Annotated in this window: 18 protein-coding genes and 3 tRNA genes; 8 read left to right on the top strand and 13 right to left on the bottom strand. The window is 57.8% G+C overall.

Features of this window, described 5'->3' with window-relative positions:
- Window positions 1-120 precede the first annotated feature (120 nt).
- Window positions 121-627: an RcnB family protein gene (locus tag J1C59_RS15990; RefSeq protein WP_128086356.1), complete on the top strand. Its 507-nt coding sequence runs from the start codon at window positions 121-123 to the stop codon at window positions 625-627.
- A 112-nt stretch (window positions 628-739) separates the two neighbouring features.
- On the opposite strand, the gene pdxR is transcribed toward J1C59_RS15990, so the two are convergent.
- On the bottom strand, window positions 740-2188 hold the full coding sequence (gene pdxR / locus J1C59_RS15985) for a MocR-like pyridoxine biosynthesis transcription factor PdxR (RefSeq protein ID WP_128086360.1): 1449 nt from the start codon (window positions 2186-2188) through the stop codon (window positions 740-742).
- Between the two features lie 100 nt (window positions 2189-2288).
- On the opposite strand from pdxR, the gene J1C59_RS15980 reads away from it, so the two are divergent.
- Window positions 2289-3002 carry a GNAT family N-acetyltransferase gene (locus J1C59_RS15980; protein WP_128086357.1) on the top strand — a complete coding sequence of 238 codons (714 nt, stop codon included), beginning with the start codon at window positions 2289-2291 and terminating at the stop codon, window positions 3000-3002.
- A 15-nt stretch (window positions 3003-3017) separates the two neighbouring features.
- Here the strand turns inward: J1C59_RS15980 and J1C59_RS15975 are convergent, their stop codons facing one another.
- The 3 genes from J1C59_RS15975 to J1C59_RS15965 all read right to left on the bottom strand — a co-directional run bounded on the left by J1C59_RS15975 (window position 3018) and on the right by J1C59_RS15965 (window position 6935).
- On the bottom strand, window positions 3018-3818 hold the full coding sequence (locus J1C59_RS15975; RefSeq protein WP_128086358.1) for a hypothetical protein: 801 nt from the start codon (window positions 3816-3818) through the stop codon (window positions 3018-3020).
- Window positions 3819-4030: 212 nt separating this feature from the next.
- Window positions 4031-6322 (bottom strand): phosphatidylglycerol--membrane-oligosaccharide glycerophosphotransferase, encoded by a 2292-nt coding sequence (gene opgB, locus J1C59_RS15970; RefSeq protein ID WP_140917039.1) that lies wholly within the window; start codon window positions 6320-6322, stop codon window positions 4031-4033.
- A 223-nt stretch (window positions 6323-6545) separates the two neighbouring features.
- Window positions 6546-6935 (bottom strand): tautomerase family protein, encoded by a 390-nt coding sequence (locus J1C59_RS15965; RefSeq protein WP_128086359.1) that lies wholly within the window; start codon window positions 6933-6935, stop codon window positions 6546-6548.
- Between the two features lie 99 nt (window positions 6936-7034).
- Here J1C59_RS15965 and J1C59_RS15960 point away from each other — a divergent pair, with 99 nt between their 5' ends.
- A complete protein-coding gene (locus tag J1C59_RS15960; RefSeq protein WP_242281336.1) occupies window positions 7035-7952 on the top strand; it encodes a LysR family transcriptional regulator in 918 nt (305 codons plus the stop codon).
- On the opposite strand, the gene J1C59_RS15955 is transcribed toward J1C59_RS15960, so the two are convergent.
- A complete protein-coding gene (locus J1C59_RS15955) occupies window positions 7929-8942 on the bottom strand; it encodes a glycosyltransferase family 32 protein (RefSeq protein ID WP_128086927.1) in 1014 nt (337 codons plus the stop codon). The genes J1C59_RS15960 and J1C59_RS15955 overlap by 24 nt on opposite strands.
- Before the next feature lie 505 nt (window positions 8943-9447).
- Between J1C59_RS15955 and J1C59_RS15950 the strand changes: the two genes are divergently transcribed.
- On the top strand, window positions 9448-10413 hold the full coding sequence (locus J1C59_RS15950) for a beta-propeller fold lactonase family protein (RefSeq protein ID WP_128086928.1): 966 nt from the start codon (window positions 9448-9450) through the stop codon (window positions 10411-10413).
- On the opposite strand, the gene J1C59_RS15945 is transcribed toward J1C59_RS15950, so the two are convergent.
- A complete protein-coding gene (locus tag J1C59_RS15945; RefSeq protein WP_140917037.1) occupies window positions 10395-10949 on the bottom strand; it encodes a histidine phosphatase family protein in 555 nt (184 codons plus the stop codon). The two genes, J1C59_RS15950 and J1C59_RS15945, sit on opposite strands and share 19 nt — an antisense overlap.
- Window positions 10950-11530: 581 nt before the next feature.
- Between J1C59_RS15945 and J1C59_RS15940 the strand changes: the two genes are divergently transcribed.
- The 3 genes from J1C59_RS15940 to J1C59_RS15930 all read left to right on the top strand — a co-directional run bounded on the left by J1C59_RS15940 (window position 11531) and on the right by J1C59_RS15930 (window position 15027).
- Window positions 11531-12919, top strand: coding sequence for an MFS transporter (locus J1C59_RS15940; protein WP_128086645.1), 1389 nt, complete (start codon window positions 11531-11533; stop codon window positions 12917-12919).
- 87 nt (window positions 12920-13006) lie between these two features.
- The gene (locus J1C59_RS15935) at window positions 13007-14029 is read left to right on the top strand and encodes a LacI family DNA-binding transcriptional regulator (RefSeq protein ID WP_140917036.1); all 1023 of its coding nucleotides are present in this window, start codon (window positions 13007-13009) and stop codon (window positions 14027-14029) included.
- An 11-nt stretch (window positions 14030-14040) separates the two neighbouring features.
- Entirely contained in the window at window positions 14041-15027 is a 987-nt protein-coding gene (locus tag J1C59_RS15930; RefSeq protein ID WP_128086644.1) for a nucleoside hydrolase, read from the top strand.
- A 119-nt stretch (window positions 15028-15146) separates the two neighbouring features.
- On the opposite strand, the gene J1C59_RS15925 is transcribed toward J1C59_RS15930, so the two are convergent.
- From J1C59_RS15925 to J1C59_RS15915, 3 genes are all read right to left on the bottom strand, one after another.
- The gene (locus J1C59_RS15925; RefSeq protein ID WP_098051571.1) at window positions 15147-15611 is read right to left on the bottom strand and encodes a YbaK/EbsC family protein; all 465 of its coding nucleotides are present in this window, start codon (window positions 15609-15611) and stop codon (window positions 15147-15149) included.
- 94 nt (window positions 15612-15705) lie between these two features.
- Entirely contained in the window at window positions 15706-16500 is a 795-nt protein-coding gene (fhuF, locus tag J1C59_RS15920; protein WP_128086643.1) for a siderophore-iron reductase FhuF, read from the bottom strand.
- A 171-nt stretch (window positions 16501-16671) separates the two neighbouring features.
- Complete coding sequence (locus J1C59_RS15915) at window positions 16672-17769, bottom strand: GGDEF domain-containing protein (RefSeq protein ID WP_128086642.1); 1098 nt, start codon at window positions 17767-17769, stop codon at window positions 16672-16674.
- 219 nt (window positions 17770-17988) lie between these two features.
- Between J1C59_RS15915 and J1C59_RS15910 the strand changes: the two genes are divergently transcribed.
- Window positions 17989-18273 (top strand): DUF1435 domain-containing protein, encoded by a 285-nt coding sequence (locus J1C59_RS15910; protein ID WP_128086641.1) that lies wholly within the window; start codon window positions 17989-17991, stop codon window positions 18271-18273.
- Window positions 18274-18395: 122 nt separating this feature from the next.
- On the opposite strand, the gene J1C59_RS15905 is transcribed toward J1C59_RS15910, so the two are convergent.
- The 4 genes from J1C59_RS15905 to rsmC all read right to left on the bottom strand — a co-directional run bounded on the left by J1C59_RS15905 (window position 18396) and on the right by rsmC (window position 19898).
- A tRNA-Leu gene (locus tag J1C59_RS15905) sits at window positions 18396-18482 on the bottom strand.
- Window positions 18483-18510: 28 nt separating this feature from the next.
- A tRNA-Leu gene (locus tag J1C59_RS15900) sits at window positions 18511-18597 on the bottom strand.
- A 30-nt stretch (window positions 18598-18627) separates the two neighbouring features.
- Window positions 18628-18714 (bottom strand) — tRNA-Leu (locus J1C59_RS15895).
- A 152-nt stretch (window positions 18715-18866) separates the two neighbouring features.
- Entirely contained in the window at window positions 18867-19898 is a 1032-nt protein-coding gene (rsmC, locus tag J1C59_RS15890) for a 16S rRNA (guanine(1207)-N(2))-methyltransferase RsmC (protein WP_140917035.1), read from the bottom strand.
- Between the last annotated feature and the right edge of the window lie 38 nt (window positions 19899-19936).

The raw sequence follows: 19936 nt of genomic DNA, 5'->3' as shown, positions 1-19936 counted from the left end.
GCCTGTGTGCAGTGAAGTGAGTCGCGCTGTTTTTCCTGCAAAGCGCATCAGCGCGCCGGAACTGAAGTGCCATAAACATTGTCTTTAGCCTGACTGTCAAAATTTAACGTGGAAATCATTATGCGCAGGACTCAACGTGTACTTTTATCAATGGGATTACTGGTTGGCTCGCTGAGCCTGATCCCTGCTGTTCAGGCCGCTGGCGAAGCAACGGATAACGTTCCGCCACCGCCACAGGTTCAGCCCGCGAATCCCGGTACGCAGCCTGCTGCGCCTGATGCAGGTACGGCTCAGCCGGATACCGGTGCGCCGCAAAGCCAGGCACCGGCCAGCTCACAATCCAATGATGGCATTACGCCAACCACACCTGCACCGTCCAACGGCGCGCGGCCTAATTACGAACTGAGCACCATCATCATCGATTATAAAGAGTATAAAATCGGTGATACCGTGCCAGAGAAGTACACCGGTAAAACCTACACCATTGGCGAGTGGCAGAAACGTAACCTGCCTGCGCCACAGGAAAATACCCACTGGGCTTACATCAACGCCAACTACATTCTGATTACCAATGACACCGGCAAGATCGTCATGGGTAAATCAGGTGATATCTTCTTCCGTGGCTGAGTCAAAAAGCCGGTCGTGATGACCGGCTTTTTTTTTGCGGAAACGCCTGGTGCCACCGGCTTCGGTTATGCGGCGTCATCAGCCGGGCTGTGCCATCCCGCCCCACGCCGGATTAATCCGGCCAGTCCAGTAACCGGCCCAGCAGGCGCGTGGCCGCTGCAATTTGCGTGTCACTGCTGTTGCCATAGCCCATCACCAGCCCGGATTGTGCCGGTTCAGTCAGATAAAAAGTCGAGAGCGCCGCAGGCGCGAAACCTGCCTGATGCAGTCTTTGGGCGATGGCCCTGTCATCCCACTGCGAATCGAGAGGCAGCACCAGATGCATACCGCTTTCACCGCCCAGCAACGGCACGGCCCGACCCGCCGTGCGCTGCAGTTCGCTGCGCAGTGATGTCTGACGCTGACGGTAGAGACGACGCATCTTGCCGAGATGACGGCGATAATCCCCATTGAGAATAAAGTGTGTCAGCGCCAGCTGCGCCAGACGATTACCGCCCCGCAGCAGCTGATCGAGTGCCGGACGCAGACGGCTGACGAGTGACGCGGGCAGCACCATGAAACCAATCCGCAGCGCAGGAAACAGTGTCTTACTGAAGGAGCCAAGATAGATAACCGGCGCATTGCCGCTCATGCCCTGCATCGCCATGATGGGTTCGCCGTGATAATGGAAGTCGCCATCGTAATCATCTTCAATAATCCAGGCCTGCTGCTGGCGCGCAGCCGCAATCAGCGCCAGACGCCGGGCCGCGCTCATGACTGAACCGGTCGGATACTGATGCGTAGGCGTGGTGTAGATGAGACGGGGTGGCGTCAGCGCCCAGTCTGCTGGCCGGGGGGCCATTCCCTGTTGATCGGTCGGAATCGGCACCACGCTCAGCTCACCCGTCCGGAATGCGGCTTTTGCACCGCGATAGCCCGGCTCTTCGATCCAGCCACCGTCGCCCGGATTGGTCAGCAGGGCAACACACAGCATCAGCGCCTGCTGCGTACCTTCAGTGATGACAATCTGTGCGGCATCGCAACGCACCCCGCGTGTGATGCGCAGCTGCTGCGCCAGCACGGCCCGCAGTTCGGGCTCGCCGAGAGGATCGCCATAACCGAGCCGCTGCGGTGAGGTCTGGCTCATGACCTGGCTCATTGCCCGTCGCCATGCCGCCACTGGAAAGTGGTTAAGGGCCGGGATGCCGGGACGCAAAGGCAGTGTGCCGGTGTCGATCCATGGGTTGCGGTGAAAGGCGTCAATCCGATTTGCCAGGGGCCAGCTATCGGGCGTCATCTCCTCCGCCTGAGTCACAGGCAGAGCCAGCGGGCTGACCCGGCTGCCCTGTCTGTCGCTGGTGAGATAGCCCTCCGCCTGCAGCTGTGACCAGACGTTAAGCACGGTATTGCGCGACACGCCCAGCTCCAGGGCCAGCTGCCGGGTGGCCGGCAAGCGCGATCCGGCAGCAAGCTGCCCCTGCAAAATAGCCTGCATCATTCGCTGATAAAGTTGCTGCTGCAGCGTGGTTCCGGCGGCTGCCGTTAAGGGAGCCATCAGCAGGGCGGTGATCTCTGACGTCATGGTCTGCTCGCGTGGATCTATCATTTCTACTGATTGTGGTCCTTTTTCACCTGCCAGGATAGTGGCACTCTGCTGACATCATCCGCAGCCGGGAGGCGATATGTCACATCAAATCAATCAATATGGACAGATGGTCGGGGCACCTTTACCCGACTGGCAGCCCCGTCCTCTGCCTGAGCATCAGGTTTTCACTGGTGAGACGTGCCGGCTGGAGCCGTTCAGTCTGGCACAACATGGCGACGCGCTGTCTGCGTGCTGGTCCCTGGCGGAAGATGGCCGTGACTGGACATATATGTTTATGGGGCCGTTCAGCGATCGACAGGCGTGGCTGAATTATGCGAGTCAGCTCGAGACCAGCCGCGATCCGCTGCATTTCGCTGTTATCGATCTGGCAACGGAGCAGGCGACAGGTACTCTGTCATTAATGCGCATTCAGCCTGAACATGGCGTGATGGAGGTCGGGCATGTCGCTTTCTCACCGAGGCTGAAACAGACCCGGATGGCAACGGAAGCCCATTATCTGCTGATGTGTTACGCGTTTGAGACGCTGGGCTACCGGCGATATGAGTGGAAATGTGACAGCTGCAATGCCCCTTCCCGCAAAGCGGCAACACGTCTCGGTTTCCGCTATGAAGGTGACTTTCGTCAGGCCATTGTCTATAAAGGGCGCTCGCGTGACACCAGCTGGTTCTCCATTATCGACAGTGAATGGCCGCAGGTGAAAACGGGTCTGCAGCGCTGGCTGGCGGAAGATAACTTCACGGCTGACGGTCAGCAGCGCGAAAAGCTGGAGGCGCTGCGCAATCGATCCTGATCGGCTGCAGGCCGATCACAGCAGGATATCTTTCAGGACCGCCGCCAGCAGGGTGGTGGTCATCAGAATCGATAACCGCTTGATCCAGCGCATATCGGCGCTGAGGCCGGCCACGTCATTTCTCAGGTTGTCCACCGCTGACGTTAAGCGGACATTCATATCGCTGAGTAATGCTTCCAGCTTATCCATTCTGATTTCCAGATGATTAAACCGGACGGCCAGCTTATCGGTTTTTCTTTCGACATGGCCCAGCCGCTCGTCTATGTGATGGATTTTGGTCGCGAGCAGGCCGAGATGGGTATCCATCTGATCGACCTTCGTCGTCAGTTTGCTGAGATGGGTATCCATCAGGTCAAATTTAGTCGTTAGTTTGCCGAGATGGTTATCTATCTGGTCCACTTTGGTTGTGAGTTTACCAAGATGGGTATCTATCCGGTCCACTTTGGCTGTGAGTTTGCCGAGATGATTATCCATCCGGTCCACTTTGGCTGTAAGTTTGCCGAGGTGGGTATCCATCAGGTCGACCTTCGTCGTCAGTTTGCCGAGATGAGTATCCATCTGATCGACTTTGGTCGTCAGCTGGCTGACCCGGTTATCGGTCTGGTCGACCCTGACCATAAACCTGTCAAACCGGCTGTCTGTCTGATGAACGCTGGCCCGAATCTGACCGAGTTGTTTGCTGATCTGTTTGCCTGGCTGACTCTGTTGCATAGGGGTAAACACCTCAAGCATCGCCTCCGCCTGCCGATCGGCGATCCCGGCTCGCTGTAGCGCTTTAAACGCGTTATGAGTACGGATTAATGTGTTTTTCATCATGGCACCTCCCTGTCAATGCTGGCGATAACGCATCATGACAGGCATACGGCACATCACCAGACAATGTGGTTGTATTTTGCGCGCCCTGCAGAAAAATATCAATTAGTACAACAGGTAACGTGTAGCGGCGTGCGGTACGCTTCGCAAGATTTTGCAGCAGGCAGGGCGTCACGCCTCTGCGATTGTCGACAGAGGCGTGAGACGAAAAGGTGTTAAGACTGCGGTACGATTTTAATTTCGACCATGCCAATGCCGAGTCTGCGGGGATCCTGACCCGTGATATTACCGGTGTTACTCAGTTGCGGTTCAGGCGGGGCAATCACCAGACGATGACTGGCACCGGGATTGTCAAAATGCAGGGTATGGGTGGATATCTCCTCGCCCAGCGACAGCAGTTGCTCCTGATCGCCAACCCGGACCGGAATCGCCCGGTGTGCGTTGGCGCCGTAGGCGCGTGCGGTGATCACCAGATCGAACTTCGCTGGCAGCGCATCGACATAATCGATCCGTACCTCGGGCGCGAGATTGGCGTTGGACCAGCGTCCCCAGCTCTCTGGCCGGGAGATGCCGCTGAAGCTTTTCACGCTCTCCGGTGCGCCCGGCACATCGAGCCTGAAGCTGTCGGCGTTGTACCGAATATTGTTATCTTCCACCCGGATCTGTGCCAGATTCTGCCGGTAGCGCGCTTCTGTGACGGGGCCTGCCGGGAACTCTACTTTTCCTTTCCACTGCGGTTTATCGACGAGCGTAACCGATGGCGTGCCGCCGGGCTGCCCCATCGCCACACAGAGATCGCCGGAGAGCGCCAGCGAAGGCTGCCAGAGTCGCGCCATCTTAAAGCAGCGATCCACCCAGACGAATTTATCATCGAGAGCAAAATCGGCGAGCTGATAGCGCAGCGGGGCGGAATATTCGCCCTCTGGCATCGGCTCAACATGTTTGTCGCTGATGCGGAACAGGATCGGCAGTTTAAAGGTCGTCCCGGAGAAGCTGAAGGTACTCTTCGCCTTATCTATCGTGAAGTTGTCCATCTTCTTCGGAAAGTTCCACAGCTGAATAATATCGGGCTTCCAGCTCGACACCTTGCTCTTCATGTCGTCGAACTGGGTCGAGAGCGAAAGCGAGGAGAGGCTGCTGCGGCCCAGGCCAATCGCATTGTCGCCGCCCAGAATATCCAGCAGGGTGGCGCCGTTATCCAGCGTGCTGCGCTTCGCCTCCATCAGCTCCGCCTGCGGCTTATCACCCCGGATCACCATGAACAGGTTGCGGCGCGGCTGCTTTATCAGCCAGGGGTGTGCCGTATTGTTCATGGCCAGATGATCCGAACTCACCACAATCACGGTGTTCCGGAACCACGGCGACGCTTTGATGCGCGCAATCAGACGCGCCACATGTTCCTGTGAGCAGGCGACCGCGCTAAAGGACTGATTGGGTTTACCCTCCATGCTGTAGCTTCTGCGTTCACAGCTGCGTGAGATAAATCCGTCGGGATGATGGGTATCGACGGTCAGCGCAAACAGCGCAAAAGGCTTCCCGGCCTGAGAGAGTTCCTGATACTTCTCAAAGACTTCATCCAGCACCGTATCGTCGTAATAGCCCCAGTTATTGCGGTAGGTTGGATCGGCAACGCGGCTTTTCAGCTCCTGCGAGCCATAGAGGTTGGCCGGATCAAAACCGTGGGACTTCAGGAAAATGTCCTTACCGGCAAAACGCAGATCGGCACCCTGGATAAACCAGTTTTCATAACCTGAGTTTTTCAGGATGTCGCCCAGACAGACGTTTTGCGGATAGAAGCTGGAAAGCGAGGCCGACGCATTGCCGTCAAACGGCGCAAAGAGCGGGATACCGCACTGTGAGGCGACCATGCCCGCGATCGTGTAATCGGTGCCCGGCAGCTGCTCGGTCTGGCTGAAATCGATGCTCTGCTCTTTCTGACGGCTCAGTTCCGGCGCTAAACCCGGAAAAGCGTTGGCGTCGAAGTAGGTACGCTCCAGGCTCTCGCCGTAAATGTAAACCACATTGAGGTGCGGATTCTCAATGCGGTTGCGCGGCACTTTATAGAAGTTATCGAAGTCAGAATCGGCCAGTTGGGTGTGCGACACCACCAGTGTCGCGACCTGGCGAAAGGCCGGTGTCGTCTGAACCGACCCCAGCGCGCAGGCCGCCGCCAGCAGCGACCAGCCCAGATGATGCGGACGCCTGCGCCGCCGCAGGATCCACGACAGCAGGCAGAACAGCAGGAACAGCACGATGATCAGGCCAATCGCCGGCACCACATATTTACTGACGCCCGCGCCGGTCAGACTGTTGGTGAGGGTATAGAGCACCGCATCGTTAATGCCGTCACCGGTGAAATAGTTGCTGGCATAGAGGGTGGCATTCAGCACCACAAAAAGCACCAGCAGAATCAGAACAAGCACAAACCAGAATTTGTTACGCCCGGCTTTACAGGAATAGATTGCAATAGCGGCCAGAAATAACGCCACGGACACCAATTCGGACAACGGCAAATCCTCTCTCTACAAGGTTACGCGAGGCGTCGCGCAACCGGCCACCTGCGTGGGATGGTTTTTCGACAATCTATATTGGCTGTCATCGGGCTGCAACATATCCGGTCCGATTTGTGCAGTGATGAACAGATTGGCTGAGGGGCCGGGCAGAAGAGGGGGGATCAGGCGTGACGGTGGCTGGCGCGCACCGTCAGTGGCATCACGATCGCGACGCTTTTCAGAGTTTGCCGGTGAGATATTGCGCTTCGCCATCGGCAAAGCTCCAGTCGCCTTTGTCGTTGGTAATGAAGCTGATCATCAGGTCATTGCCGCCGACGCCACAATGCTCACGCAGCTCCCGTGCCAGCTCGGCCATAAAGTGCTGTTTCTGTTCCGTGCTGCGCGGGCTGGTGTAGACCCGCACCAGTACCAGATTGTCGCTGCGGGTGAATCCCAGTCCGGTATCCTGAAACACCATCTGATAACGCTTGTTTTCCTGAACAATCTGGTAGCGATCGCGTTCCGGTACCTTAAAGGCGGTGAGCACGGCGCGGTGTGCCGCATCCAGCAGCGTCCGCAGTTCAGATTCTGAACGACCTTCAATCACATCAAATTGCAGCAGTGGCATAGCCTATTCCTCGTTGGGGTTAAGCACCCTATGGTGAAGCCTTTAACCGGCGGGAAAAAGCGCGTAGCCTGAATTGATTATTCATTATAGTGAACAATGATGAAAGAGATGAAAACCGACACGCTGTGGGAGCACCTGCACTGGCTGACCGTGCTGGCGGACCAGGGCAGTTTTACCCGTGCGGCGGAGCGACTCGGCGTCAGTAAGGCGGCGATGAGCCAGAAAATCAAAGAGCTGGAGGCGCGGGCGGGTGTGCTGCTGGTGCAACGCACCACGCGCAGCGTACGGCTGACACCGGCGGGCGAGAAGCTGGTGGCGGAGCTGCGCGATCCCTTTACCCGTATTGAGCAGAGCTTTTTCAGCGTGCGCGACGAGGCCGGGCCGGTGCGAGGCCTGGTACGTATGACCGCGCCAGTGGCCTTTGCCCGTCAGCAACTGGTGCCGCTTATCGGTGAGTTTCTGCGCGACTATCCGCAGGTACGTCTGCAGCTGGATGTGACGGATCGTCTGGTGTCGCTGAGCCACGAGGGATATGACCTGGCGATCCGACACAGCGACACGCTGCCGGACACCCATGTGGCGCTGCCGTTGTGTGATACGCAGACGCTGCTGGTAGCGTCACCCGCCTATCTCAGGGCGCAGGGCGAACCGCAGCACCCGCAGGATCTGGTGCAGCATAACTGCCTTTACTATCCGCGCGGCGTGGAGTCGCCGCGCTGGCGGTTTGTCACGGCAGCGCAGCGCGAGCCGGTGCAGGTGCAGATTGAGGGCAGCTTCGCCACCAACAACAGCGAGTCGATCCGCGATGCCGCGTTACAGGGGCTGGGGATCGCCATGCTGCCTGACTTCAGCGCCCGTGAGGCGCTGGCGGCGGGAACACTGCGGCGGGTGCTGCCCGAATGGCAGCCGGCAGAGGCATTTGCGACCCGCCTGTGGATCGTGCGACCCTGGGCGGCACAGGTGCCGCGCGCAGTCACCACCTTTACGCACTGGCTACGCGCGCGCTTTGGTCATTGAAGGCAATGCCAGCGCGGAAGGCGAGGTGTGCATCATCGCCCCGATCAGGCTGCTGCGATTATAGAGGCCGAGCCGCAGATTGAAGTCGAGATGCAGCCGTTCGTTGCCGGTTAACTTGATAATAGGGGGCGGCGTCTGCGGCCGCTGGTGAAACATCACCGACTGCGCAAAGGCGCTGCTGCTGTCAGCATGCAGGCGCTGATAATACCAGGCGCTGGCTTCGCCTTTCCGCAGATAGAGGTTGGCCCGCCGGTACTCCCGCATCGCGACCTGCTGCGCCAGCGCCAGCAGCTGACGGGAAGGATTATCCATGCTCTGTACAATCAGCGGGAAATCGTCACGTTTCTTCAGCTCATGGAAATAGTTGCGGATACCGACGTTCTTGACCGGTGCCAGCTGCTTCAGCCATTCACGTATAAAGGGGTTCTGCGCGGGCGCGGCAATAAACCAGCTCTCGATGACGGGCGCCAGCAGGTTCATCGTGGATTGCTCGCGGTAGTAGCCGATCAGATCCATCGGACGCGCCTCATGCGCGCGATGCACCCAGCTGAGATCCTCAAACAGCAGAGTGCTGCAGTCAATGCCGATGCCGCCGTAGCGATGGATCAGCTCAAGCCGGATGATGTCACTTTTATGGGCCAGCGTCAGATCGGAAGAGATCAGGTTAAAGTCGGGTAGCCACTGCGACAGGGTGCGCTGCGTGACCAGATAGACCTGGTGATCCGGGTTGTCCCGCCGGATATTACGGATATTCAGGGCCATCGAGGCGGGCAGGCGATCGTGGTGCCACACCATCCAGACAATTTTGGGGATCGCCGGCAACGCTTTCTGCCCGCCGACTAATACCACGTTATTTTCCTGCCCCGGATCATATTCCGGAGCCTGAAGCAGGCTCTGCTGTTTTTTATTCCATAACATCTGGCTACTGAACGATATTCTTTTCCAGTTGCGCCAGATTTTATGTGCCGGACGCTGACGAAGTGAAGTCATGGTACACCTGTTATTTTTATTTTCCCGTTATCGTGCAGGCTCTGTCCGTTCCGCCAGCGGCGCAAACGTGCGGGGTTGCAGACCGGCTGCAAGCCCGTTGAGTACGGGAAGCGTTGAATAGTTTTCCCTGGTGGCGACGCAGTGCGGAAGCGCGCGATAGTTTCCTCACGGCGGATTAATTGCACTGCATCTTTTTAATAAAACATTATTTACGCATTAGCTATCTCTTTTTTTGACTTTAGGATAATACGGAAATAATCCGGTCACCTTTTGCGAATAATAATATCGACAGAATTAATCGTTTATTTAAATGGCATCAGCATGGGGGTTAAGGAATATCTGAAGATCAGGCGATGTGTACCGGATTAATGGCGGGCGGGCGACCCACGCAGGTCACTATTGGCCTTAAAACGGGGAGTAAGCCCGGCTCATCAGTGGGCAGAACCGGACAGCATCGGAGAGGATTGTCTACGCTTAAGAAGAACTTACTGAGAAAGGAGCACGCATGCAGAGTGAATCCTATGGTTTACTGGCGGTTGATAAGCAGGGCAATCGCGTCCTGTTCCTGAATCCGGAGACGTTCGCCGTCGAGCGGGAACTGAATGCGTTTCCGCCACGCCCGCATGAACTGCTGATGCTGGCGCCGTGGGGAAAAGCCTATGTGCCGATCTATGGTGACGGCGTGCACGGCGATAACCCGCATCCGGGGCACAAGGTGGCGGTTATCGATTTACAGCACCGGACGATCAGCGGCTTTATCGATCTGTCGCCGCTGCGGGCCCCGCACAGCGGACAGCTGGGGCGGGATGGCAAGGTCTATCTCTGCTGTGAGCAGAGCGCCGCCGTCGCGGTGATCGATCCGCTGACCGACAGCGTGGAAAAAATTATTCCGATCCCGTCCCACAACGCCCATCGTCTGACACTGTCGCCCAGCGGGCGCAAACTGTTTACCGATAACGAAGAGGATGCCACCATCACCGTGGTGGATCTCTGTGAAGCCGAGGGGCGGGTCATCGATACCATTCTGCTGCCTGGCCCGATCGCGGGCATCGCCGCCTCGCCGAAACACCCCTATCTGGTCGCCAGCGCAGCCGATGCGCCGCTGCTCTACGTGATTGACCGGCAAAGCCACCGTATCCGCCAGCGCCTGACGCTGCCGGGCCATCAGCAGCCCTGCCAGGTCGTGCGCTTCAGCACAGACGGGGAGCAACTGGTGGCGATAGGCGATCAGGAGCCGCTGGTCACGCTGTTTGACGATCTGCTGAATCCGCTCGGTGATATCAGCACGGGCCGCATGCCGATGGATGGATGCTTCACGCCCGACAGGCAGCAGCTGCTGATCGCCAATCAGGGCGACGGCACGCTGAGCGTGATCGACCTGGCGCAGCGCAAAGTGATTGCCACGCCGCGTGTCGGAACCGGCTGTGAGGTGCTGGGCTATTTTCCGCGCGGTCAGATAAACGGCCGGTGATAGATGGCGGAGCTCCAGTGACGACTGCTGGCATGTTTCTCGGCCTGCCAGCCGCGCTTGCGTAACTCGCGCGCAATCATCTTATTCATGATGCCGTGACCCAACAGCAGTACCGTGCCTCGCTGCGAGTGCGCGATCAGCCTCTCCGCCGCTGCTGAGGCCCGGCCGCGGGCATGCTGCAGCGACTCCGCTTCCCCCGCGTACCCGCAGAACCACAACAGGCGCAGCAGGGCCAGCCAGCAGACCGTGGGCAGCTCCAGCGCGCCGCTTCGCAGCAGGGGCACTTCGACTTCGCTGAACAGCGCATCAATCTCCTGCGGCTGTAACCCCAGCTGGCTCAGGGAGGATTGCGCGCGGGGCAGGGGGCTGCAGACCACCACCGTCGCCTGACGTGCAATCGCCACGCTGCGCGGCGGCGGGCCGTCACTGACCTGAGACTGATCGTAGGCTTCACACCAGTCTGCCAGCGCCTGTACGCTCTGGCGGCCCGTTGCCCGGTGATCGGGTTTACCGTGTCGCATCAGAATAATTGTCATCGCATCTCTGTCCGCTTTTTGTCCAGAGTAACGCATTGTCTCTGCTGACAGCCATTTTTCAGAATAAACAGGGCGTGTCATCTGACGGTCACAGGCGTGTGCGACAACAGAGCGCGATGAAAGGGGCGTCGCCTGTTCTCTACCGCTTAATGATTAGAGAAAATGGTAACTTGTCGCCGGAGATGATCTTTTTTTGTGCGATAAAGTGCAGTTAACTGGCTGAATTTTCGCTAAAAATGTGTGGTGACGGAAAGTGATAGTGAAGTTTTACTAACAATTTTCGTCAGGATCTCTTGATTTATCTACGCGCGTAGATACACTAAGTCTCCAGTGATTGCTCACGGTGCCTGATGCACGGTCGGCTCCATTGATTGTTAAGTTACATTCGTTCAGTTTAAGCGACCGGTTAAAAAAAGACCGGCGGAACAGGGCGGTGAATACGATTCCAACACCAGGGAATCCTTTAACCTTTCATCATGGTTAGTCAACTGAACGTCATCACCGGGGAATTCCGCTTCGATTAGGGAATCGACCCAGGGAGGGGCGTTTATCGATCTGCAAACGCATTCAGGGATAGGGTTATGACGGCACACAATTCCGTTAAGCAGCAGGCATCACTGTCTTCACCTTCAGCCGCCGACGAGCGGTTTAATACCTCTTCTGGCCGCAAAGATTTCTGGCGCGCCACATTCTCATGCTGGCTGGGAACGGCAATGGAGTACGCGGATTTCGCACTCTACGGCCTGGCTGCCGGTATCATCTTTGGCGATGTTTTCTTTCCGGAATCGACACCTGCGATGGCGCTGCTCTCGAGCTTTGCCACCTGGTCAGTGGGCTTTATCGCCCGGCCTATCGGCGCACTCTTTTTCGGCTGGCTCGGCGACCGCAAGGGACGCAAAGTGGTGATGATCACCACGATCATTCTGATGGGCGCCTCCACCACCTTTATCGGTTTAATCCCGGGTTATGCTTCAATCGGTGTCTGGGCGCCAGCCTGCCTGGTGCTGCTGCGCTTTACCCAGGGGTTTGGTGCGGGCGCAGAGCTCTCGGGTGGCACGGTAATGCTGGGGGAATATGCGCCGACCGCGCGTCGCGGGCTGGTCTCCTCCGTGATCGCGCTGGGTTCCAACAGCGGCACGCTGCTGGCCTCACTGGTCTGGCTGCTGGTGGTACAGATGGATCAGCAGAGCCTGCTGGAGTGGGGCTGGCGGATTCCTTTCCTCAGCAGCGCTCTGATTGCGCTGGTGGCGCTGTGGATCCGGCGTCATCTGCGCGAAACGCCGGTATTTGAGCGCAGAAAAGCGGAGATGGAAGCGGAACGCGCAGGCGTGCTGGCTGCGCCGCTGACCGATGAGCGGCCTTTCTTTCAGCGCACCCGGGCATTCTGGACCATGGTGGGCCTGCGTATCGGTGAGAATGGCCCCTCTTATCTGGCTCAGGGCTTTATTGTTGGTTACGTCGCGAAGGTGCTGATGGTCGATAAGTCGGTGCCAACCACGGCGGTGTTCCTGGCGTCCCTGCTGGGCTTCCTGATCATTCCTTTTGCAGGCTGGCTGTCGGATCGTTTTGGCCGCCGGATCGTCTATCGGGTGTTCTGCCTGTTACTGATGATCTACGCCTGGCCCGCCTTTACGCTGCTGGACACGCGTGAACCAATGGTGGTGATCCCGGTGATCGTGGCCGGTATGGCGCTGGCGTCGCTGGGCATTTTTGGTGTGCAGGCGGCCTGGGGGGTCGAGATGTTTGGCGTACACCATCGCTATACCAAAATGGCGGTGGCGAAGGAGCTGGGATCGATTCTGTCCGGCGGCACGGCACCGCTGATTGCCGCTGCTATGCTCTCTTATACCGGTCACTGGTGGCCCATCGCGATCTACTTCTCGGCGATGGCGGCCATTGGATTCTTTACCACCTTTGTTGCGCCTGAGACACGAGGGCGAAATCTCAACCTGCCTGAAGATGCCATCTAGATTCGTCTGAGCAGGCCATCTGTCGGGATCGGGTGAAAAGCAGCAGGCCGTGTAACGCGGCCTGTTTTTTTTATGGAGGAACGTGATGTGCCTAAGTCGTTAACGGGAAAAGTGACCCGCAGTGAAGTTGCCAAAGCGGCAGGCACGTCAGTGGCAGTCGTCAGTTACGTCATTAATAACGGACCACGCCCGGTCGCTGAAGCGACCCGTCAGCGCGTACTGGAAGCGATAAAAGCAACCGGCTACCGGCCGAATGCGGCAGCCCGCGCGCTGGCCTCCGGCAACACCAAAACCTTTGGTCTGGTGGTGCCTAACATCGGCAATCCTTTTGTGGCCTCCATGGCGCACGTACTGCTGCAGGAGTCGATGAATCACGGTCACGTCATGCTGCTGGGCGATGCAGGAGACGATCGCAAGCGCGAACTGGAGTTAATTCAGGGGCTGCTGAACCGGCAGGTCGACGGTCTGTTTTACAACAGCGTGGATCGCCATCCCTATATCGATCTCATTAAGGCCAGCGGAACACCACTGGTGATGCTGGAGCGGGTGGAGCCGCAGCCCGGCGTGAATATGTTGCGGGTCAATGAGCGTCAGGCGGCCTGGCAGGTGACGGCGCATCTGCTGAGCCACGGTTATCAGCAGGTCGGCATCATCAGTGGCCCGCTGGAGATGCTCAACGCCCAGGATCGTATTCAGGGCTGGCGCGATGCCATGCAGGAGCGCGGCCTGCCGATCGATGAGTCGCTGATGTTTCCGGCCAGCTACACCCCGCAGGGCGGATACGCTGCGGCTCAGACCATGATCGCCCGGCGCTGCGTCCCCCGGGCGCTGTTCGCCAGCAACGAGGGGCAGGCGATTGGTGCGCTGCGCGCCTTTTCCGAACATCAGATCCGGGTGCCGCAGGATGTGGCGCTGGTCTGCTTCAACGGCACCAATCACTCGTCGTTTCACGTCCCGAAATTAACGACCGTGCGTCAGCCGCTGCGTGAGATGGCCCGCTCCGCCATTCATATGCTGAAAGAGGGGCAGAGCGAAGCCCAGTTAAAGGAGTTTCCCCACTATCTTGAAATCGGTGAATCCTGCGGCTGCCAGCCGCAAAGCCAGAGTTAAATTATAAGAACATGAAAAGAATCATTATTGACTGCGACCCCGGCAACGGGATCGCAGGTGCCAACACCGACGATGGGCTGGCGATTGCGCTGGCCCTGGCTTCTCCCGGACTGTCGCTGGAGTTAATCACCACGGTAGCCGGTAATACACCCAGTGACGTGGGCGCGCGCGTAGCCAAAGATCTGATTGTCCGGCTGGGGCTGGCCATCCCGGTCGTGCAGGGCGCGACCCGCGCGCTGCAGGAAGATCCTGCGCCGTGGCGCGAGACGCTGGATAACCGGGTGAATCAGCTCGCGCTCGGCTCCCTCTGGCAGGATGTGCCGCCGCCTGCGGCGCTTGCGGCCGATGCCTTCGATGCCGCCGACGCTATCGGCAGGCTGATTTGTGAGCATCCGGGTGAGATTACCCTGGTCGCGATTGGCCCGCTGACTAACGTGGCGCTGGCGATGCAGCGCTATCCGGCGATGGCCGAAGCGGTCGCCGAAATTGTGATTATGGGCGGCGTATTTGCGCTGGATGATTACATCAAAGACACCAACTTTGGTCTGGACCCGGAGGCGGCGCATCAGGTGCTGCACAGCGGGGCGGCCGTTACGCTGGTGCCGATGGATGTTACGACGCAGACACTGCTCACGCAGCAGGATTTAACCCGCCTGACTACGGTGGACCATCCGCTGACCGCATTTGTACGCGACACGCTGCGGCCGTGGATCGACTATTCGATAGCGACCCGGCAGCTTGCCGGATGCTGGATCCATGATGCGCTGGTGGTCGCCTGGCTGCTGAATCAGCGAGTGGCGTCAGGCATCGATTATCAGGTCGACATCGAACTGCGGCCGGGTGCCACTCGCGGCAAAAGCTGGCGTTACCGGCAGCCGCTGCGGCTGACGGTGGGCGTACCTGAAGGGTGCGGTGCCTCGGTGCATGTGCTGCATCGGGTTGATAACGCGCTGCTGCTGTCGATCATCGAAGCGGCGTTTAAGCGCCTGAAAGCCTGATTCAGCGAAAGCGTCGCGAGCCGGTGGCAGGCAGCGCCCCGGCCCGCGGCGCGGTTCCGTTTGTCCGTTCGATCTATCAGGCGATCGGCAGAGTTACTTCGCAGCAGAGAGGGCTGGGTTCAGATTGCCTCGCAGACGTCGATCCAGCGGGCGTTTGTCAGTTCAGCCATCTGCTGTGGCGAGATGCGGACGGCGCTGTGGATCGCACCCGCAGCGGGCAGGACTTCGTCGAAACTGCGCAGGGAGACATCACAGTAGACGGTCAGGGGATTCTCCAGACCAAATGGACAGACGCCGCCGACCGGATGGCCGGTCCAGTTAATCACTTCATCAACGCTCAGCATCCGCGCCTTGGCTCCGAGAGCCGCTTTCAGCTTGCGATTATCCAGTCGGGCATCGCCTCGCGTCACGATCAGCACCACATCGTTTTTCACCTTCAGCGACAGCGTTTTCGCAATTTCTCCCGGCGTGACGCCGTGGGCGCGGGCAGCCATGCCGACCGTTGCGGTGCTTTCGGCCAGTTCGATAATTTCAATTTCAGGGGCGTGTTCGGCGAAGAACTGGCGCACGGACTCCAGACTCATCTTTTTCTCCAGGCTGATCGAAGGCGTAAAAATTGCCACAAGCCTCAGTGCCTGTAAACGAGATAAACGGAGAATTCGCGGGAATTAGCCCTGTTCAGCTCCCGTTCAGGGTGCAGTTGCCGCATTGTTCGACATCCGGAATGCGATAACGCTGACAGCAGCTGCGACGGACCAGCTCACCGTTGCGCGGGATCATGGTGCGGTAGAGGGGGTTTTCGCTGCCATCCAGCAGTCGCTGACTGAAGAACAGCGCCTGCTCCAGCTGCAGCACCAGCGTCTCGTCAATCTGGCTTTTCAGCTCGCCCAGGAACCACTGGAATGAGTAGCCCATGTTGTTCCAGATCAGGCGGGCATTGATGTCACCATGCTGCGTGATGCCGTTCACCACCGGGATAAGATGCTGCTGAATCAGCCGATCAATGCGCTGCCGGGGATTCAGATAGCGCGCTTCCTCATCCTCCTGCACCGCGATCCAGAACGTTGCCGGATGACCATGCTCATGGAAGCCGACGCGGATATGCTCCGGTGAGCAGTCCAGCGCGCGCGACTCCTGAAGTAACGCCATGATCAGCGGCGGCAGCAACAGGCCAAAATACCATTGCGCCCAGAGTGAGAGTACCGGCTTCGCTTCCCGGACTGCATCAGGATGATCGCGGTAGAGATAATCGCTGTAGCGCTGGATAAGCGGGGTAAAGTTTGCCGCCTGAGACCAGGCCGCGAGGGTCTGCGTGTCACGCGGCGCGGGCTGACTGAACTTCGTCGAGTCAAGCAGATAGCTGCGCTGCTGTTGCAGTTGCTCATGCAGACTTTCCGCCAGCGGACGGTCGTTCTGCCGGAAGATCATCGACTGAGCGCTAAAACGCGGTTCCTGAACTGAAGCGGTTGCCATGACGACTCGCGAAAAGTGTAGATAAGAAAGCAAATGATAATCGTTATTGATTAACTCTACAAGTCGCGCAAAAAATCTTCTGCTGGCGGGCAACGCGCAGGCGTTATCGGGGGCATCCGCCACGGACAGGGCAGGGCCTGTCGCGGCGTCATCTGTTGATAACCGGCTGAATCAGGCCGGTTCGCTGGCGGTCTGTTGCGGCTGTCGTGGGAGATCTTCCCAGGCGAGGATGGTATTGCGCCCCTGATTCTTAGCCACGTAGAGCGCGCTGTCAGCATTGGCGACGGCCTGATCAAACTCATCATCATAGATGGGCGCAATACCGGCGCTGATGGTGACGTGGGTCGACACGGTTTCGTTGAAAAGGTGGGGGATTTCTAAATCCACCACATACTGACGGATGCGCTCAGCCAGCTTCAGGGCAATCGAGCTGTTCACATTGGTCATCAGCACCAGAAACTCTTCGCCGCCGTAGCGGGTAACGACATCGCGTGAACGCACGGCATCCCGAATCGCGACAGAGACGCGCGCCAGCGCCTGGTCGCCCATCGCATGTCCGTAGTTGTCGTTGTAGGCCTTGAAGTGATCGATATCCAGCAGCAGCACATAGTGGCTGCCCGCGTGATTCTGCAGGATATTGTCGAGCCGGTTCTTCAGCCCGCGCCGGTTATAGAGTCCGGTCAGTGGGTCGAGCATGCTGAGATCGCTGAAGGTCTCTTTCTCTTCATAGAGCTGATGCATCAGGCGCAGAGTAAAATTGTCGGCGCGCCGCCGCATCAGATGCTGAAGCGAAAATCCGATTAACGGCAGGGCAATGGTCAGCAGGATCAGCGGCAGATGCTGCGCATTGTCGAGCAGCACAACGGTCACCACCGGCGGGGTAACGTGCAGCCAGAATGCCGCCAGATAATCACTCAGGGCGATTGCACTGATAAATAACAGACTGATTAAGCTGATAATAAGAAAGCCGCCATCGAAATAGAATATCTGATGAAAGCGATAATTAATGTGCCAGGCCCAGAGCACGCCGAGCAGCAGCGCCACGGGATTTAGCAGGGGAAGTTTTGCTTTTGGCCAGATTAAATAGGTTATTAACATGATGCCGCTGAATGCCATGATACAGATGAGCGGCAGAGTCGTATCGCTGTTTTCGACGTTAATTACGGGCAGAACAAAAAAGAGTGAAATGGCGATATTAAGAAACAGAAAAAGCATGACCGACAGGCGGTATTTGCTCTGTTTAAGCTCTTCATATGATTGTAATTTCATTGTAAATACTCGCGGCGACCCTGAAATACCAAAGCGCAAGCCGGCAGAATAGCTTCTGCCAGTCAGATAATTATTGCTGTTATTAAAAGTATTATCGGCCGCAATCTAGCATTTTCCAACTGGTCTGTCATCTTCGCGTCCGGAACCGACAAAAACAGGCTGCAGGGAGGTAAAATCTGCTATATGATAATGGGAATGCTTATCATTTGAGGCTTTGTCATGGGAATAGCGATTGTCGCAGCCTGCGGCCTGTGGGGCGTCAGCTGGGCGCTGGGTAAGAAACTGGATAGCGCCTGGGGCGTGCTGCTGCCCTGCATCGCGTTGCCGCTGTTTGCATTATGGGAGCCAAGCTTCAGCCAGTGGCGGATGGTGATGACCGTGGCGCTGCTGCTGACCGTCGTGATGCTGTTTAACCGGCGTCTGCGTCATTACCTGCTGCTGCCGTCGTGTCTGGCGTTAGCGGGCGGACTGGCGGCTGTCTCTGTGAACTTTCAACTCAGCTAGCGCTGCAGATCAGCTGGAAAACGGAGCAGGACGATCAATTAAAAACTCAGTGGAGTAAAAGAGGAAAACGGAACTGCAGGGGAAGAGAGAGGCGGCCGGGAACGACCTGAGAATGACAACGTTGGTGCGAAGAGAGGGACTTGAACCCTCACGTCCGTTAAGACACTAACACCTGAAGCTAGCGCGTCTACCAATTCCGCCACCTTCGCATCGAGTTGTCTTTTCATATCACCGCATTGGTGCGAAGAGAGGGACTTGAACCCTCACGTCCGTTAAGACACTAACACCTGAAGCTAGCGCGTCTACCAATTCCGCCACCTTCGCGCAGTGCTCGCGATATGAAACATGTGATTTTGGTGCGAAGAGAGGGACTTGAACCCTCACGTCCGTTAAGACACTAACACCTGAAGCTAGCGCGTCTACCAATTCCGCCACCTTCGCATACCCGTAACACCCTGAGAATGTTACAACCACGGAGGCGCATTCTAGAGATTTTACTCTTTGCGTCAACAACTATTTCGTCGGGCTGAAACGATTGCTGCAAAAAGCAACGTTTTCAGCCCGGCGATGCGGGTAATGGCGAAAAAAAGCGCTTATCGCGCCCTGGCGCCACGACCATAGATGGCACGATAGACCTTAAAGCGACCGGTCTGTGCGATCACTTCATGGCTGCCGAAGGTTTCATCCAGCACCTGGGGATAGGGCAGGAAGGTATTGGCCACGATACGCAGCTCACCGCCGGTGTTCAGATGCTTCACCGCACCCCGGATCAGCGCCTGAGCCGCATCGAGGCTGGTCTGCGTCCCTTCATGGAAAGGCGGGTTGGAGATAATCATATCGAAACGGCCCGTGACGTCAGAGAAGACGTTGCTGGCAAAAACTTCACCCTCGATGCCATTGGCGGCCAGCGTCGCCTTACTCGCTTCGATCGCCGCCGCATGGACGTCGCACAGCCAGAGACGGACTTTAGGCGATACGGCAGAGAGCGAAGCGGCCATCACGCCCGCGCCACAGCCCATATCCAGCACTTTGCCTTTGGTGTGCGGGGTAAAGGTCGACAGCAGCAGGGCGCTGCCGCTGTCCAGGCCATCACGGCTGAAGACGCCCGGCAGGGTGTGAATAGTCAGATCATCCAGCGGGTACTGGTCACCAAAGGCGCTGACGTCAAACGCCGGCTGGGTGTCGAGGCGGCCATGATAGAGACCACAGCGGCGGGCGCTGTCGATTTTCTCCAGCTTCACCCACGACGCCAGCATGCCTTCCGCGCTGCGCACGCCGCTGCGGTTTTCACCGACCACGAACACGTCGCAGCCCACCGGCAGCAGTGACAGCAGGTTCTGCAGCTGGAACTGCACTTCCGGCTTATTTTTGGTCCAGAAGTAGATCAGCGTGTCGCAGCCCTGCACATCTTCCGCCTGCGCCACCAGGCCGTAACGGGCCTGTTCGCCCATGCGGCGGCTCAGGTTTTGCCAGTGATGATATTGCTGGGTGTGAACGCGCGATGAGGCGGTTTCCAGCTGAGCGGGCAGGTCATCCTGCAGATCGCCAGCAAATAAGACATGGCGGGCGGTAAATTCATCACTGTGGCGCAGAATAACTTCGCTGGCCGGGGAAAAAGCAGACATGTAGGGCTCCTGTAAGATCTGAGCGGGGATTATAGTGC

The sequence above is a fragment of the Pantoea deleyi genome (assembly GCF_022647325.1).
Taxonomy (GTDB): domain Bacteria; phylum Pseudomonadota; class Gammaproteobacteria; order Enterobacterales; family Enterobacteriaceae; genus Pantoea; species Pantoea deleyi.
This window is presented reverse-complemented; position numbering and strand designations above follow the sequence as displayed.